The organism is Serratia sp. (in: enterobacteria) (genome assembly GCF_046715635.1).
Taxonomy (GTDB): domain Bacteria; phylum Pseudomonadota; class Gammaproteobacteria; order Enterobacterales; family Enterobacteriaceae; genus Chania.
Genome location: NZ_JBKJYW010000348.1, coordinates 1 through 13,966, shown reverse-complemented (window position 1 = coordinate 13,966; position 13,966 = coordinate 1). Strand labels below are relative to the sequence as shown.

Annotated in this window: 15 protein-coding genes; 1 reads left to right on the top strand and 14 read right to left on the bottom strand. The window is 54.9% G+C overall.

Translation table 11 applies throughout. The annotated features are described in order from the left end of the window. Positions 1–50: 50 nt before the first annotated feature. Together ACLQ7H_RS18355 and ACLQ7H_RS18350 are read right to left on the bottom strand one after the other, a co-directional pair. Complete coding sequence (locus ACLQ7H_RS18355) at positions 51–1,406, bottom strand: MFS transporter (protein WP_411753900.1); 1,356 nt, start codon at positions 1,404–1,406, stop codon at positions 51–53. 143 nt (positions 1,407–1,549) lie between these two features. Beyond that, positions 1,550–3,091, bottom strand: a complete 1,542-nt coding sequence (locus ACLQ7H_RS18350; RefSeq protein ID WP_411753899.1) for a class I adenylate-forming enzyme family protein — start codon at positions 3,089–3,091, stop codon at positions 1,550–1,552. Positions 3,092–3,452: 361 nt separating this feature from the next. Here ACLQ7H_RS18350 and ACLQ7H_RS18345 point away from each other — a divergent pair, with 361 nt between their 5' ends. Then, positions 3,453–4,151: an RluA family pseudouridine synthase gene (locus tag ACLQ7H_RS18345; protein WP_411753898.1), complete on the top strand. Its 699-nt coding sequence runs from the start codon at positions 3,453–3,455 to the stop codon at positions 4,149–4,151. Between the two features lie 250 nt (positions 4,152–4,401). Here the strand turns inward: ACLQ7H_RS18345 and ACLQ7H_RS18340 are convergent, their stop codons facing one another. From ACLQ7H_RS18340 to ACLQ7H_RS18285, 12 genes are all read right to left on the bottom strand, one after another. Beyond that, positions 4,402–5,361 (bottom strand): YbgA family protein, encoded by a 960-nt coding sequence (locus ACLQ7H_RS18340; protein ID WP_411753897.1) that lies wholly within the window; start codon positions 5,359–5,361, stop codon positions 4,402–4,404. A gap of 12 nt (positions 5,362–5,373) precedes the next feature. After that, entirely contained in the window at positions 5,374–5,904 is a 531-nt protein-coding gene (locus tag ACLQ7H_RS18335; protein ID WP_411753896.1) for a DUF3833 domain-containing protein, read from the bottom strand. Beyond that, positions 5,901–6,428: a hypothetical protein gene (locus ACLQ7H_RS18330; RefSeq protein ID WP_411753895.1), complete on the bottom strand. Its 528-nt coding sequence runs from the start codon at positions 6,426–6,428 to the stop codon at positions 5,901–5,903. Before ACLQ7H_RS18330 ends, ACLQ7H_RS18335 begins: the two co-directional genes overlap by 4 nt. Then, complete coding sequence (locus ACLQ7H_RS18325; RefSeq protein ID WP_411753894.1) at positions 6,425–6,910, bottom strand: DUF2878 domain-containing protein; 486 nt, start codon at positions 6,908–6,910, stop codon at positions 6,425–6,427. The genes ACLQ7H_RS18330 and ACLQ7H_RS18325 overlap by 4 nt, the downstream gene beginning before the upstream one ends. Then, the gene (locus ACLQ7H_RS18320) at positions 6,907–8,127 is read right to left on the bottom strand and encodes a class I SAM-dependent methyltransferase (protein ID WP_411753893.1); all 1,221 of its coding nucleotides are present in this window, start codon (positions 8,125–8,127) and stop codon (positions 6,907–6,909) included. The genes ACLQ7H_RS18325 and ACLQ7H_RS18320 overlap by 4 nt, the downstream gene beginning before the upstream one ends. 5 nt (positions 8,128–8,132) lie before the next feature. Then, positions 8,133–8,846: a DUF1365 domain-containing protein gene (locus ACLQ7H_RS18315; RefSeq protein ID WP_411753892.1), complete on the bottom strand. Its 714-nt coding sequence runs from the start codon at positions 8,844–8,846 to the stop codon at positions 8,133–8,135. Position 8,847: 1 nt separating this feature from the next. Next, positions 8,848–10,107 carry an NAD(P)/FAD-dependent oxidoreductase gene (locus ACLQ7H_RS18310; protein WP_411753891.1) on the bottom strand — a complete coding sequence of 420 codons (1,260 nt, stop codon included), beginning with the start codon at positions 10,105–10,107 and terminating at the stop codon, positions 8,848–8,850. Then, a complete protein-coding gene (locus ACLQ7H_RS18305) occupies positions 10,104–10,823 on the bottom strand; it encodes an SDR family NAD(P)-dependent oxidoreductase (protein WP_411753890.1) in 720 nt (239 codons plus the stop codon). Before ACLQ7H_RS18305 ends, ACLQ7H_RS18310 begins: the two co-directional genes overlap by 4 nt. Continuing rightward, a complete protein-coding gene (locus tag ACLQ7H_RS18300; protein WP_411753889.1) occupies positions 10,820–11,254 on the bottom strand; it encodes a nuclear transport factor 2 family protein in 435 nt (144 codons plus the stop codon). Before ACLQ7H_RS18300 ends, ACLQ7H_RS18305 begins: the two co-directional genes overlap by 4 nt. Before the next feature lie 168 nt (positions 11,255–11,422). Further along, a complete protein-coding gene (gene uraH, locus ACLQ7H_RS18295; RefSeq protein ID WP_411753916.1) occupies positions 11,423–11,833 on the bottom strand; it encodes a hydroxyisourate hydrolase in 411 nt (136 codons plus the stop codon). 97 nt (positions 11,834–11,930) lie between these two features. Continuing rightward, entirely contained in the window at positions 11,931–12,659 is a 729-nt protein-coding gene (locus ACLQ7H_RS18290) for a MerR family transcriptional regulator (protein ID WP_411753888.1), read from the bottom strand. 102 nt (positions 12,660–12,761) lie between these two features. Next, complete coding sequence (locus ACLQ7H_RS18285; protein WP_411753887.1) at positions 12,762–13,706, bottom strand: nucleoside hydrolase; 945 nt, start codon at positions 13,704–13,706, stop codon at positions 12,762–12,764. Between the last annotated feature and the right edge of the window lie 260 nt (positions 13,707–13,966).

Below are 13,966 nucleotides of genomic sequence, written 5' to 3'. Positions count from 1 at the left end.
TTGCTACCTTACGTCTGTGCGGCGGTGCACCAGGGCACCGCGTTTAGGCTCTATTTCTCAATCACGCTATTCATTGCTGCCGGGGGGCATTGATTGGCCGGTTTATCTTTGCTGCCTGCGGGTTGTTTCACCCGTGCAGCCCCGATGATGGCAAGGGTCTGCAGCACGATGGCAAACCACAGGCCTGCGCTAGGTGACCCCGTTCTATCCTCCAGGAGACCGAACACATATGGCCCGAAGAACCCGCCGGTGATGCCAAGGCAAGCCAGTAACCCCAACCCGCCAGCGAGCATGGGGCCGCTCATCAGCGTGGCCGGGTAGGTAAAGATGATGGACTGCACGACGAAGAACATCGAAGCACCGATACAGAAGCCGATCAGCCCTAATACTGGGCCACCCAGCACGCCAATCAGGAAACCGACGGCCATCGACATAAAGCCGGACACCAGCATGATGCGTGAGCGGGTGGCGGTATTGGCATATTTGGGCAGGAAGAAGCCACCCAAGGCTGCCGCGATCCACGGAATGGCGGTTAACAGGCCGAGCATCAGGGTGCTCATTTTGCCGTAGCTGTTGATAATGCTGGGCAGAAAATAGGTCAGGCTGTAGACCGAAATCTGATGGGTGAAATAAATCGCCACGATCAGCATGAAGGTCTTATTGGTAAACGCCGTTTTAAAGGAAAACTTCTGGTTCTTATCTACCCCAACCGGTTGCTCCGCGGCCAGCTTGTTTTCAATATACTCAATGTCGGTTTTGGTCAGCCATTTGGCATCGCGTGGTTTATTGGGTAGTACGGCATACACATAAAATGCCAGCAGCACCGCCGGGAGCCCTTCCACGATAAACATCCATTGCCAGCCGTGCAGCCCACCCAGGCCATCCAGCATCAGCAATGCGCCGCCCAATGGCGCCCCGACAATATTGGCGATACAGACACCAAGCAGGAACATGCCGACGGCTCTGGCGCGATCTTCACGGCCAAACCAGTAGGTAAGATACAGGATGATACCGGGGTACAGCCCCGCTTCTGCCGCCCCTAGCAACAGACGCATGACATAGAACGAGGTAGGGCCGGTGACGAAGGCCATACCGGCGGAAATCACACCCCAGGTGAACATGATGCGGGTGATCCAGAATCGGGCCCCGACCCGTGCCATAATCAGGTTGCTGGGGATCTCCATGGTGGAATAGGTCAGAAAGAACAGACCGGCTCCCAACCCATAGGCGGTAGCGGAAAGGCCAAGATCGATGGACATCGAGGCTCGGGCAATGCCGATATTGGTTCTGTCGATAAAGCTGATGATATAAACAATGATCAGTAACGGCATCAGGTGTTTATATATTTTTGCATTCGTTATTGCCGCCTGGCTTTTCGATGCAATATCTAACGGCCGGTTTGACATGATAAGGCTCCTCCTCGTAATGAGGCGATTAAACAGGGTAGAGCTTTTCTGTATTATTGTTAGAGGTACAGGTGCTCTATTGTTTTAATGGTTGCGCTTCACGTTTCCTGATGTTTGCGCACTTAATTAAACACCGCTTGCTTTCATATTGGCGGTGTTAGTTTTTTTCGTAATGCCAATTTATCTATTTTACCGTTGGCATTTTTCGGTAATTCTGCTGCAAAGACGATTTTTGAAGGTACTTTAAATTTGGCGATTTTATTCGAGAGCCAGTGAATAATATTATCGCTGACCAAGGGTTTATTCCGGTGTGCCACAATAAAGGCGACGGCTTCTTCTCCGTAGATTTCGCTGCTGCTGGGAACAATGGCAATTTCCTTGACGCCAGGATAATTCGAGATCAGGTTTTCCACTTCAATGCAGTATATTTTCTCACCGCCGCGGTTGATCATGTCCTTGCTGCGATCTTTGATATACAAATAGTTATCCTGATCGAGGCAGGCGATATCGCCGGTGTAGAACCAGCCGTCGTGGAAGAACTGCTGATTCGCCGCCGGGTTCTTCCAGTACTGGCTCATGACCACCGGCCCTTTCAGCCACAGATGACCAATTTCACCGGCAGCAAGTACCTGGAGATTATCGTCGCGGATTTGGCAACTCAGGCCGGGAATGGGTAAGCCAGAACTGCCTATCTTATCGCTGCTGCGAACATCGACCGGGAAAATGCTGGCCGGTGAAGAGGTTTCTGTCAGCCCATAGATCGGCCTGATTTCCGTAGCTGGGAACAGCTGCGCGAGCCTTTCGATAATTCCCACGTTCAAATGCCCGGCACCGCAAGCGATCATCCGCAAGCTGGTGTAGTTCCCCACCTGTGGATACTTTTCCGCTTCTTGCAACAGTAGGATAAACACCGTTGGCGAACCATGCAGGAAGGTAATGTTATGGCTGCTGACGGTTTTTAAGATCTCTTCTGCATTGAACCTTTGCTGCAAATGCAACGTGCCGCCAAGGTGAATAAACAGGCAGAGCAGAGCCGACAGACCGGTAATATGACAGATGGGGATTGGCAGGATGGCGCTGTCTTGTTCGGTTAACTTCAGAGCCTGCTGATAAGCCGTGATGGCCGCAATAAAGTTACCGTGAGTGAGCGCTGCTCCTTTCGGGGAGCCAGTAGTGCCGGAAGTATAAATAATCGAGGCAATATCATCCGCTACGATGGCGACAGGCTCTACGGGTTGGATCACCTTTTGGTCATCTGCATTACTGAGCATCAGTTGCCAATCGGCCAGCGACACCACATGGCTTTGCTTCACGGGTTCCAGCGCTGCCATCCACGGCTGACTGTTGGGATCGTAAAACACCGCCTTGGCATTAACACTGGACAGGATGATATGGCTGTCTTGCGATTTTAACTTGGTGCTTAACGGCACCACGATAATCCCCAGCGCCATGGCTGCATAAAACAGCGAGCAGAATTCAGGTCGGTTACCCAGAGCCAGGACGATCACATCGCCTTTGGCGAGGTTAAAACTCTCTTTCAGGCAGGCGGCAGATAAATTAACATTATGATTTAACTGATTATAACTGTATTTGTGGCCTTCAAAGAACAGGGCGGTATGCTCAGCCCGGCGGTTAACGCTCTGCTGTAAGCTCTGATAGAGGTGTGTGATTTTTACCTGCTGCATAGCTTGCCCCTTCACCGACATTTACTGATGGTGGTGAGTATAGGGAAAGGCAACGGTGCAAGAATGCGCAAAATTTCACATCTTTCTTCGGCAAACGGGGCCGACGCTTTGTATAAAATGCCAATCCGGGGAGGGCAAAAAAATCGATGTTATGACGTGCTGGTTAGCAAATGTTATCAAAAATGATAAAAATTATGATGGGAATGGTGAGTGACGGGTTTTGCTTTTATGCAGATGCATAAAAGAGGGGGGCGCATAGATGGGTTCAGATTACGTCATTGGGGGAGCGCCACGTCAGCCAGATTCGTCAGTTGGCTGAAAATTCGTTATTATCCGCCCTCATTCTCCATCCGGCAGCCCGATGTCTACGATCCTCGATACCTTTATTGCCCCGCCGTGCCATGACGAGATAGAGGTTCTCTATCAGGACGATCATCTGGTGCTGATCGATAAACCCGCCGGGCTGCTCAGCCTCTCGGGGAAGAATCCGCAAAATCTCGATTCGGTGCATCATCGGTTGGTGAAGATATTCCCCGGCTGCACCCTGGTCCACCGCCTAGATTTCGGCACTTCCGGGCTGATGGTGGTTGCCCGCAATAAGGCTATCAATGCCGCTCTTTGCCACCAGTTCAGCCAGCGCACCGTGACCAAGTTTTACAGTGCGCTGCTCTGCGGACATCTGGACGATGACCAAGGGGTGATAGACGCTGCGATTGCCAAAGACCCGGCGCTGTTCCCGCTAATGTCTATTTGCTCAATCCACGGCAAACCCGCTCGTTCCCGCTATCGGGTCGTTGAGCGCTTTTATCGCGAGTTGGGAGACGGGACGTTAATGCCGTTGACGCGGGTAGAGCTAACCCCAGAAACCGGGCGCACCCATCAACTTCGCATTCACTGCCAGCAACTAGACCATCCTATTTTGGGCTGCGACCTGTACGGCGGTCTCTTGCTGCCAGGCACCGAAGGGTCTCCTCGACTGATGCTGCATGCCAGTGGGTTGGATTTTGTTCATCCTATTAGTGGGGAGTTGATCAAGGCTCGTAATGCTTGTCCGTTTTGACAGTAAAAGTATCTATAACGATGCCGTGATCTGCTCCCTGCTGATTAATGCAACGGGATGTCAGCGGAGACACTGCGAGTGTACTGACTTACCAAGCAAAACCGACTCAAACTCCATGGATGACGTGCTAAAGCCCAATGAAGGTGAAAACGCTGTATGTGGGCCGCTGCTGGCGTTGTATGAAGTGGCAACGGCAAACCCTGATAAGGGTCTCCTATCAGGGGCATTCTGACCTTCTCATCATGCGCACTTAATTAATCGCCAGCCGCAAAGCTAAATTCTGCGGATAGGGGTCAAAGTATTTTTGCGTCAGCAGGTAGCGGTCTGGGTATTCGCCCAGATAATGCTTCAGCAGCGTTAACGGAGCGAGTATTGGCAGCAGCCCCTCGCGATAGTGGAGGATCACGTTATTCAGCTCGCCGCGCTGGCGTGAGTTCAACTGGTTACGAAAATACCCCTGAATGTGCATCAACACGTTGGTGTGATTCTTGCGCGAGGCGGGTTTTCTCAAGATCGTCATCAGTTTTTCGCGATAAGCCACGAAGAATGCGTCCAGGTCTTCCCACTCGTGCAACGAGGCGACAAACGGTCCAATTTCTCGGTAGCCTGCTTGGTGGTGTGCCAGCAGCTGGAGTTTGTACCGGCTGTGGAAGTCCAGCAGCGCATGGCGGGTCAGGCCGTTGGCCTTCAGGGTGTTCAACTCGTGCAGGGCGAAGATGCGCTCGACAAAGTTTTCCCGCAGCACCGGATCGTGCAGGCGGCCATCTTCTTCTACCGGTAACCACGAGTATTTCTCCAGCAGCGCCCTGGTAAAGACGCCCACGCCCTCTTTACGCCCGCGATTGCCTTTTTCATCGTACAACCGTACGCGTTCCATACCGCAGCTCGGCGATTTCGCGCAGACGATAAAGCCTGATAGTTCGTCCAGATGTGAGAGATAGGAATCCGTGAATTCGGCCATTTTTTCCGTCACATCGTCGTGAGGAGCTTGGCTGAAGTGCAGCCGGAAATCCCCTTTGGTGGTCTGAACCAGGCGCAGGGCCGGACGGGGCGCGGGTAGGCCGATGGCCATCTCCGGGCAGATGGGTTTGAAGGTCACCCACTGCGCCAGCCCGTCCATGACAAAGCTCATGCGTTTATGTCCACCGTCAAACCGTACGGTCGAGCCGGTTAAACATCCGCTGATCCCAATGACGGGTTGCTTATTCATGTCGCTATCCTCTTACTGTTCTTTTCGGGTGAAGAAAAGCGTTACCTGACCGACGGTGATGCCGAATTTCTTCATCTCTGTTTTATTAAACAGATGCGTGTCATCCTGCAGGTACATCCAGTCATCAAAGTGAAGCAGCCAGGTACTGCCATTGGCTTTCACGTTCATGCTGTAACGCCAGTTAAAGGCGTTGCCTTCCGCCACGCCGCTGGCCACACCTTCAATATCGCCTGCAGTACCTTCGTAGCGATTGGCACCCACGCGCCGGATATGCCACACCCGTTGCTGCTTCTCGCCATCGTCATAGACAAAGTGTTCATTTAGCGTCAGCGTGTCGCCGATGACGTTGCCAGTGATTTCCACGTGGAAGCGGCGCAGCTGTTTTCCGCTGCGGTCCTGTACCATGCCCCATGCCTCGGTTTTCCCCTGGAAGTAGTGGAAGATATCTAGCGACGGTTGTTGATGCCGATAGTCGCTGATGTCTGTGCTACAACCCACCAGAAGCATCATCAGCGCCAGGCCAAGTGTCAGAATGCGTTTCATTTTTCACCTCCGATCAACTGCTGACGTAGTTCGGGATATTGCGTGCGTGGATCGAGCCAGATGGCCAGAAAGTTGGTACTGAAGGTTGCAGACTGGCTGGGGCCGAGCGGGGTAAAGCTTTTTTCTGCCGCTGAGGCGCGATACCAGAACTGCCCCTGCTTACCCTTGAGAACAAAGGTAAGCTGAGAACCCGGCGTGACGTCCGGCCAGAGTGACTGCAGCATGCGCAGCCAGGCTTCGCTCTGTGGTTCGCGCTCCAGGATCCCCTGCGCCTGCCACTGGTCACGGGTGGCTTCGACCAACTGGTCGCGATCGATATCGCGTTTGTAGGTAATAATCAGCGCCTGATCCTGCTCCGGCCCGTGATACCGGCCATCCGGCGTGCTCAGTTGGGAGGTATAAACGGTAAACGGCCCCCATGTGAGGCTGGCATCACCCACTTTGCGCCAGCTTAACCAGTCGGCAGCATGGGCGACGGGCGCGATGGCCGCCAACCACAGCAGCATCAGTAAAGAAGTTCTCATTGTCGCCTCCCCGTCAGAATATGGAACAACAACATCAGAACCAGCCAACCCGGTGCCATCCAACTGACGACGATAAAGGTCGGCTCCCGGAAGGTAATGGCGCCCAGACGTTCGCCAATCACATACGCTACGGGACCGCCAACGGTTGCCAGCAGAGCCAGCATCCACCCCGGCAGCGTGGTCGTGAAGGTCAAGTGGGTCCAGACGGTAGCGAACATCAGCCACAGCGCCATCATCCACAGGGGCAACAGAGCGTCACTGTTAAAGCCGATCAGCCCTGTCAGCACCCAGAGAGCATCCAGACCGCTGCCCGCTGCGGCCAGCAGCAGGGCGTAAACACGGTGTGCAGGCGACAGCATCAGCCAGGCCAGGATCGCCAGGGCGAGCCACAGAAACAGTCCACGCTCGCGAAACAACACTACCAGCGTCCAGTAGAGATCGAACGCGAGAGCCATCAGCACGACCTGCACAGAGCGGTTCATACGCGCTCTGCGGTCAGTTGCACCACGCTGATGGTGCGTGCGTTAAAACCGGCTTCGCAGTAGCCAAAGTAGTAGAGCCACATACGGCGGAACCTTTCATCGAAACCGAGCTTTTCAATGTCCTGCCAGGCGTGCAGAAAACGTTGCCGCCAGTGCGTCAGCGTGCGGGCATAGTCTGGCCCCATATCGAACAGATTACGGACGACAAAATCGGTGTGACGCGTCATCAGTTCACTCATTGCCGTGATGCTCGGTAGAAACCCGCCGGGGAAGATGTAACGCTGGATAAAATCGACGCTTTTGCTGTAGTCGCGGTAGCGCTGATCCTGAATGGTGATGGCCTGAATCGCCATTCTGCCGCCCGGGCGCAGGCGCGCCTGACAGGTGCGGAAGAAGTCCGGCAGGTAGCGTTTACCCACGGCTTCAATCATCTCAACCGATACCAGTTTGTCGAATTCTCCGGTCAGGTCGCGGTAGTCGCACAGCAGAACCTGAACTCTGTCCTGCAATCCCGCGCGGGCAATCCGCTCTGTAGCCCAGATGTACTGCTCCTGCGACAGCGTCGTGGTAGTGACGCGGCAGCCGTAGTGACGGGCGGCGTATTCCGCCATCGCCCCCCAGCCAGTGCCGATTTCCAGCAGGTGATCGCTTGCGGTCAGCCCCAGTTGTTCGCACAGGCGCGCCATTTTTGCCTGCTGGGCCTGGGAGAGAGCCTGGTCGTCGGCGGTGAACAGCGCGCTGGAGTAGAGCAGATCTTCATCGAGAAAGTGCGCATAGAATTCGTTACCCAGGTCGTAATGGGCAGCGATGTTTTCCCGCGCCTGTTTGCGGTAGTTACGCCGCGTCCAGTGGCGAAGCCGCTCCAAGGGATTGCCCAGCAGGCGAAAGCCACTTTCCAGCCTTCCCAGCACCTTGCCGTTGAGGGCCAGGATCTGCAAAAGCGGGGTTAACTGATGCGTCTCCCACTCACCCTCCATCCAGGATTCGGCCGCGGCGAGGCTGCCGCCGGTGAGCAGACGCCAGTAAACACCCGGCGCGAGGATCTGCACTTCAGCACGCAGCGCGGAAGACTCATCGCCAAAATGGAGGGTCTGCTGTCCTTCACGCACGGTGAGCGAGCCCTCGCGGATACCGCTCAGCAAACGAAAGAGTAGCCAGCGCGCGATACGGGCGTTACGAGGGATATCGGATTCAAGCGCAAAGGCAGGATCGGTCATGAGCGCTAACTCCTTCTAACGGGATGGTTGTACAACGGCACGCGTTTAAGCCACAGCCGTAACGCTTGCCAGTAAATCGCCAGGACGGTTTTCAGGGTCATCAGCGGTATGCGCAGCAATATCGCTCTCAGGGTCGCGCGCGTTAGGTGCTCACGGCGAAGCGCGAGCGTGGCGTCGAACACCTTCGACTCCTGATGATTTTCGATATGCATATGCAGCGTTTTACCGGGGGCGTTGAAGCGCCAGTGATAGACCATATCCATCGGATTAAACGGGGAGACATGGAAGGCTTTCGGCTGCGGGCGAGCCGCCTGGCCATCCACCGCATAGTAATGGCGCTCGTTCCACGGGGTGTTGCGCACTTCGGCCAGCAACCAGCGCAGGATGCCCGTACTGTCATAGCAGTAGTAGAGATTGATTGGATTAAAATGGAAGCCGAAATAACGAAGCTGGGTCAGGAGCATGACGCGGCCATCGGGACGTTCCCCGGTCAGGGTTTGCAGCCGGTCGAGGGCGTTCTCTTTAAGCGGTGTGCCGAGTGGGTAATCCGCATCATGGAAGGCGGCCGCGGCAAATCGATTACGGCGGATCCCCGCCGACGGCAGCGCATCCAGCTCGTCCAGATCGATCCAGGCCATAAACACGTTATAGCGAAAATGGTGTGATTTCGGCTGGAAGCGACGATGGCGTAACACACCCTGGTAAAGGCAGCTGTTCATCTTACAGGTCCTCCCCTGCAGCGATCCCTTTCACCACGTCCAGCGCGCTGCGTACCCCATCCTCGTGAAAACCGTTGTACCAGTAAGCTCCACAGAACCAGCTCCGTTGGTGGCCGTTAATCTCGCTGCGGCGAGACTGGGCGCGCCAGCTTTGCGGGTTAAACAGCGGGTGCTCGTAGACAAAGCGTTTCCAGACGTAGCGCTCGTCCACCGGCGTTTCCGGGTTCAGGGTGACGCAGAACAGGGGGCTACCCTCAGGTAACCCTTGTAAGATATTCATGTTGTAGGTGACGCAGGCGCTGGCCTGGTCCCGTTCGCTCAGGCGATAGTTCCAGCTTGCCCAGGCACGCTCGCGCACCGGCAGCCAGCGTGGATCGCTGTGCAAAACCACCTCGTTATGCTGCCAGCCAATATCGCCCAGAACCTCGCTTTCTGCAGGAGTTGGATGAGCAAGCATCGCCAGCGCCTGTGAGGAATGGCAGGCGAAGATCACCTGGTCGAACGTGTGGCTCGACTGCGCAAGCTGGATTTCAACTCCCCCGTTGTGGCGGATGACCTGTTGCACCGGTGCGTTGAGGTGCAGGGTCAGGCGGTCACCCAACTGGGTCAAAATGGCGCGTACGTACTCGCGAGAACCTCCGGGCACCACATACCACTGCGGACGTTGAGTGACGTCCAGCAGGCCGTGATGCTCAAAGAAGCGCAAAAACAGCGGAAGCGGGAAGCGGCGCATCTCCTGCAGCGACGAGGACCAGATGGCAGCCCCCATCGGCAGAATATAATGACGCGCGAAAAACGCGCTGAAGCCGTGCTGTTCAAGAAAAGTCCCCAGCGTGGCGTTTTCGTTAACGTTGTCCGCCAACGCCTCTTTTGCCAGGCGGTTGAAGCGCATGATATCTCTCAGCAGCCCCCAGAACGCTGGATTAACCAGGTTACGACGCTGTGCAAACAGCGAGGTAAGGGTGTGGCCGTTATACTCAAGCCCGCTTTGCGGATTATGTACGGAGAAGCTCATCTGCGTTTTTTGCCCGCTGATGCCCAACTCGCTGAGCAGGCCCATAAAGCGCGGATAGGTACGGTCGTTGTAGACGATAAACCCGGTATCAATGGCATACGTGCCCTGCGGCGTGCTGACATCCACCGTGGCGGTATGCCCACCCACCCTGGGTGCCGCTTCGAAAAGCGTGACCTGATGATGTCCGGCCAGCCGCCAGGCACAGGTGAGCCCTGCGATACCGCTGCCGATAATGGCGATGTTCATGAGCGAACCATCCTGCGCAACAGCCTGCGCTGAAGGAAATTGGGGAGCCCTGAAAGCAGCTTCATGACCAGGCTGAATCCGCTGGGAAAGGCGATGTGCTTTTTCCCTTTCGCCAGCCCGCGACGGATCGCCTTCACGGCATCCTCGACGCTCACCTGGCCGGGCATGGCAAAATCATTTTTACGGGTAAGCGGCGTATCTACAAAGCCCGGTGAGACAACCGTGACGGCAATGCCTTTGGGCTCCCAGTCAAGGCGCAGGCTATTGGCAAACCAGGTGAGGGCGGCTTTTGACGCGCCATACGCCTCTGCTCGTGGGAATGGCAGCCAGTGCGCCATCGAACTGACCAGCGCCACGCGACTTCCTGGAAGGAGCTGGGTCTGAAGTGCGGCCAGACAGTTCACTGGCCCCAGGAAGTTGGTACTCATCACACGTTCCACCAGAGCGGCATCCACCACACCCTGCTCCAGGTATTCGCAGGTTCCCGCACAAAGAACGATCAGATCGGCACTGCAATCTGCAAGCGCCAGACGGCAGGCCTCCCTATCCGTCATATCGAACACGCGTAACGTGATATTCGGGCTGTACTGTTGCAGTGCTTCCAGCCTGGCCCGGTCTCGCCCGCAGGCGATGACTTGGCAGCCGTCATCGGCCCAGGACTTCGCGAGCCCGGCACCAATGCCGGAGCTTGCGCCGGTGATGAGGACAGTCATCATGAGCGCATTCTCCTTTTTACACTTCGCACCGCCCAGCCAAGCAGGGGAAGATGTTCGTAGATCATCTCCCCGGCATCGTAGTAATCGCGCTGGCGAATAATCAGGTTGTCCTGGACATCTACAATTGAGCATCCTGCGAGGACTAGTGTTTCTCCCCCTGAAATCCGCGGGTGAGACCAATGCATTGCCCAAGTTACGGCAAAACGATGGCCCTCGCAGAGAGGGGAATCGATGGTAAAGCTGCAATGCTTTACGTTGGCCAATAGATGAGTGAAGTAACGCTGGATCGCCAAAAGACCCTGATGCTCACCAAACGGGTCGCTCAGCCTGGCATCAGCATGATAGATCTCCGCCAACGCAGATGGCGGCTGGTTATCCAGCTTGCTGTAGTAATCAACAAACCGGTGGATGATGGGGGGCATAGAGCTCATGAGTCTCACCTGGAAGTGAACAACGTAGCGTTATTGCATAGTTAAAACTTACACAATTATTGAAATTTGTCCAACTTTGGCAAGGTGATAATTATTTTCTCAGTAGCTTCAACGTATTAAGTTTGCATGCTCATGCTGTTAACTGCGCAACATGAGCATGCTTTATCTTTAACTTCCTTTGTAGGTAGAGTATCCATACTGGCTTAACAGCAGTGGGATGTGCAGTTTTTCATTGGTCTTGGTGACGGTGAACATCACCGGGATCTCTGGGAAGAACGACGTTTGCTTCTGTTGGTGGAAATAATCACCGGTTTTGAAGGTCACTTTGTAAATTCCCGGCAGCATATCCTGGTCCTGTGGATAGAGAGATTTGATACGCCCGTCTTCGTCCGTTTTACCGCTAGCCAGCGTGACCCAGCTGTTTTGCTGCTCTTTTTCAAGCGTGACGGTAACATTCGGCGAGGGAATACCTGTCTGTTGGTTCAGAATATGGACGCTCAGCGTGCCAGCAGGGGCACTGAATGCGGCAGGAGCCATTGCCAGAGAGGTTAACAGAATAAGGCCGGTAGCTTTCATCATCATGATTTCCTGTAGGGGTTAAACAAACAGGAAAAAGGTAGCATCCCGGTGAAAAATAAAGATTCAAACTTTTGTGATAATTAACGTAAGAACAACGTCAAAGTGTAATGACCTCAAGAGACATCACCTGTTGTTGCCACAGTTCAATCTGTTGTTTGCGCGCGGGGGTGAGTTTACCTGTCATGACAAGCAGCCATTTTCGTTCAGGAAACAGCTCCGGAGCCAGACTGGCAGGCGGAACGGGAAGGACATCAATGTGTTGTCCTTGACCAGTACGCCTGAGCGCTTCCAGCCATATTTCGCACGGGTCTGACAGGTACCAGCCGGTGATCAGATAGTTATCCCCTGCCGCTTTTTTGTCCCTTTCTAGGCAAAATGAGGTATAGGAAATGATAATGCCATCCAGGATCTCGCGCAGGGTCATCATCGCCGGAATATTGGCAGAGACTTTACTGCGCAGCGGGCGCAGTACTTCTGTGACCAACTCCGGGCGAGGATATTCGCGGCCAGAAGCGTAAATCTGCTGGCGCAGCGATTCGATTTTTCCCTCTTTAAGCAACTGCAGCATTTTCTCTTGCAGAGTGAGCCAGTTGTTTGTCTGACCTTCTACCGGGCGAGCCAGCAGGGGCTTCACCTGGCTGATGGTTACCCCTTTTTTTACCCAGTCGAGAATTTTGAGCGCCTGCTGGACATCATCATCACTGTACTGGCGATGCCCACCATCGGTGCGCATCGGTTTAAGCAGGCCGTAACGACGCTGCCAGGCGCGTAATGTGGTTGCGTTTATTCCGCAAAGCCGGGCAAATTCGCCGATAGAGTAAGCCATGAGAGACATCCGATAACAAAGAACACTTTCAATATACTACGCATAATGCCGGTTTGAATGAAGTGTCGGGCGTTTGCACGACACTTTACTTCCAACCGTGCCTCAAACCTCAACTTCCCCAATCCTTTCCAACGCATCCGCAATCAGATCCCAGAAAGCGGTCTGGTCGAGCTTCACCGCCACCTGAGTATGGCAATCCGCCGGGGCAGGGAAGCGGAAGTCCGCGACCGTCATCCCCAGCGTCAGGGTACCGGTCAGCTCAATATCGATGGGCACCTTACGCACCGTCATCACGTTGGGGTTGATCACATAGGCGACCGCACAGGGATCGTGTACCGGTGGTGAGGTGAACCCCTGCGCCTGCTTATACATATGGCCGAAGAACTCGAGCAGTTCGACGACAAATTTTGCCGGACCGGTGCCAATGGCGGCGATGCGCGCGCTAACTTCTGGCGTGGCCAGCGCTTGATGCGTCAGGTCTAGCCCAACCATGGTTAACGGCCACGGCTCGTTGAACACGATATGCGCAGCTTCCGGGTCGATTTTGATATTGAATTCAGCCACTGCGCTCCAGTTACCCACGTGGTAACCGCCGCCCATCAACACGACTTCCTTCACGCGTGTGGCAATGCGGGGTTCTTTGCGCACTGCCATGGCGATGTTGGTCAGGCCTGCGGTGGGTACCAGCGTTACGGTGCCTGGTGGGTGGGCCATGATGGTATCGATGATCAGATCGACGGCATGGATATCGGCCAGTTGCAAAGTGGGTTCCGGTAGGACTGGGCCATCGAGCCCTGATTCGCCGTGAATGTCGGGGGCGACTTCAATTTGCCGTACCAGCGGCCGCGAACAGCCAGCGGCAAAGGGTACGCCGGTGATGTTGGCAATGCGCGCCACGGCCAGCGCATTCCGCGTGACCTTCTCCAGCGTCTGGTTGCCGACGACGGTGGTGACGGCCAGTAGCTCAATGTCTGGGTTGCCCCATGCCAGCAGCATCGCGATCGCATCGTCATGCCCCGGGTCGCAGTCCAGTATGATTTTCTTCATGATTTTTCCTGATGCAGGTTTTTTTCGAGCATAACCTAGAGGCGGGCAGAGGGGTATGACCAGCGGGCCGTTTTGTTAACGTCATCAAAGGATTGAATAAATCTGCCCCAGAAGGGGCAGATTGCTGGCTTAGTCCTCCAGCTTCAGCACTGGCTCTCTTTTCAGCACTACGCGCAGCACGAAGTAATACACGATGCCGATCGCCAGCCAGCTAAGGCCGAGGATCTTGGCTTCGATATCCATCTCGTACAGCACAAAGG

What these genes read in the sequence shown, in the direction of transcription:
- ACLQ7H_RS18345 (WP_411753898.1), top strand. Translation starts at nt 3,453, where the DNA reads ATGTCTACGATCCTCGATACCTTTATTGCCCCGCCGTGCCATGACGAG.
- ACLQ7H_RS18340 (WP_411753897.1), bottom strand. Translation starts at nt 5,361, where the DNA reads ATGAATAAGCAACCCGTCATTGGGATCAGCGGATGTTTAACCGGCTCG.
- ACLQ7H_RS18350 (WP_411753899.1), bottom strand. Translation starts at nt 3,091, where the DNA reads ATGCAGCAGGTAAAAATCACACACCTCTATCAGAGCTTACAGCAGAGC.
- ACLQ7H_RS18355 (WP_411753900.1), bottom strand. Translation starts at nt 1,406, where the DNA reads ATGTCAAACCGGCCGTTAGATATTGCATCGAAAAGCCAGGCGGCAATA.
- ACLQ7H_RS18330 (WP_411753895.1), bottom strand. Translation starts at nt 6,428, where the DNA reads ATGAGAACTTCTTTACTGATGCTGCTGTGGTTGGCGGCCATCGCGCCC.
- ACLQ7H_RS18325 (WP_411753894.1), bottom strand. Translation starts at nt 6,910, where the DNA reads ATGAACCGCTCTGTGCAGGTCGTGCTGATGGCTCTCGCGTTCGATCTC.
- ACLQ7H_RS18310 (WP_411753891.1), bottom strand. Translation starts at nt 10,107, where the DNA reads ATGAACATCGCCATTATCGGCAGCGGTATCGCAGGGCTCACCTGTGCC.
- uraH (WP_411753916.1), bottom strand. Translation starts at nt 11,833, where the DNA reads ATGATGAAAGCTACCGGCCTTATTCTGTTAACCTCTCTGGCAATGGCT.
- ACLQ7H_RS18305 (WP_411753890.1), bottom strand. Translation starts at nt 10,823, where the DNA reads ATGATGACTGTCCTCATCACCGGCGCAAGCTCCGGCATTGGTGCCGGG.
- ACLQ7H_RS18320 (WP_411753893.1), bottom strand. Translation starts at nt 8,127, where the DNA reads ATGACCGATCCTGCCTTTGCGCTTGAATCCGATATCCCTCGTAACGCC.
- ACLQ7H_RS18300 (WP_411753889.1), bottom strand. Translation starts at nt 11,254, where the DNA reads ATGAGCTCTATGCCCCCCATCATCCACCGGTTTGTTGATTACTACAGC.
- ACLQ7H_RS18285 (WP_411753887.1), bottom strand. Translation starts at nt 13,706, where the DNA reads ATGAAGAAAATCATACTGGACTGCGACCCGGGGCATGACGATGCGATC.
- ACLQ7H_RS18315 (WP_411753892.1), bottom strand. Translation starts at nt 8,846, where the DNA reads ATGAACAGCTGCCTTTACCAGGGTGTGTTACGCCATCGTCGCTTCCAG.
- ACLQ7H_RS18290 (WP_411753888.1), bottom strand. Translation starts at nt 12,659, where the DNA reads ATGGCTTACTCTATCGGCGAATTTGCCCGGCTTTGCGGAATAAACGCA.
- ACLQ7H_RS18335 (WP_411753896.1), bottom strand. Translation starts at nt 5,904, where the DNA reads ATGAAACGCATTCTGACACTTGGCCTGGCGCTGATGATGCTTCTGGTG.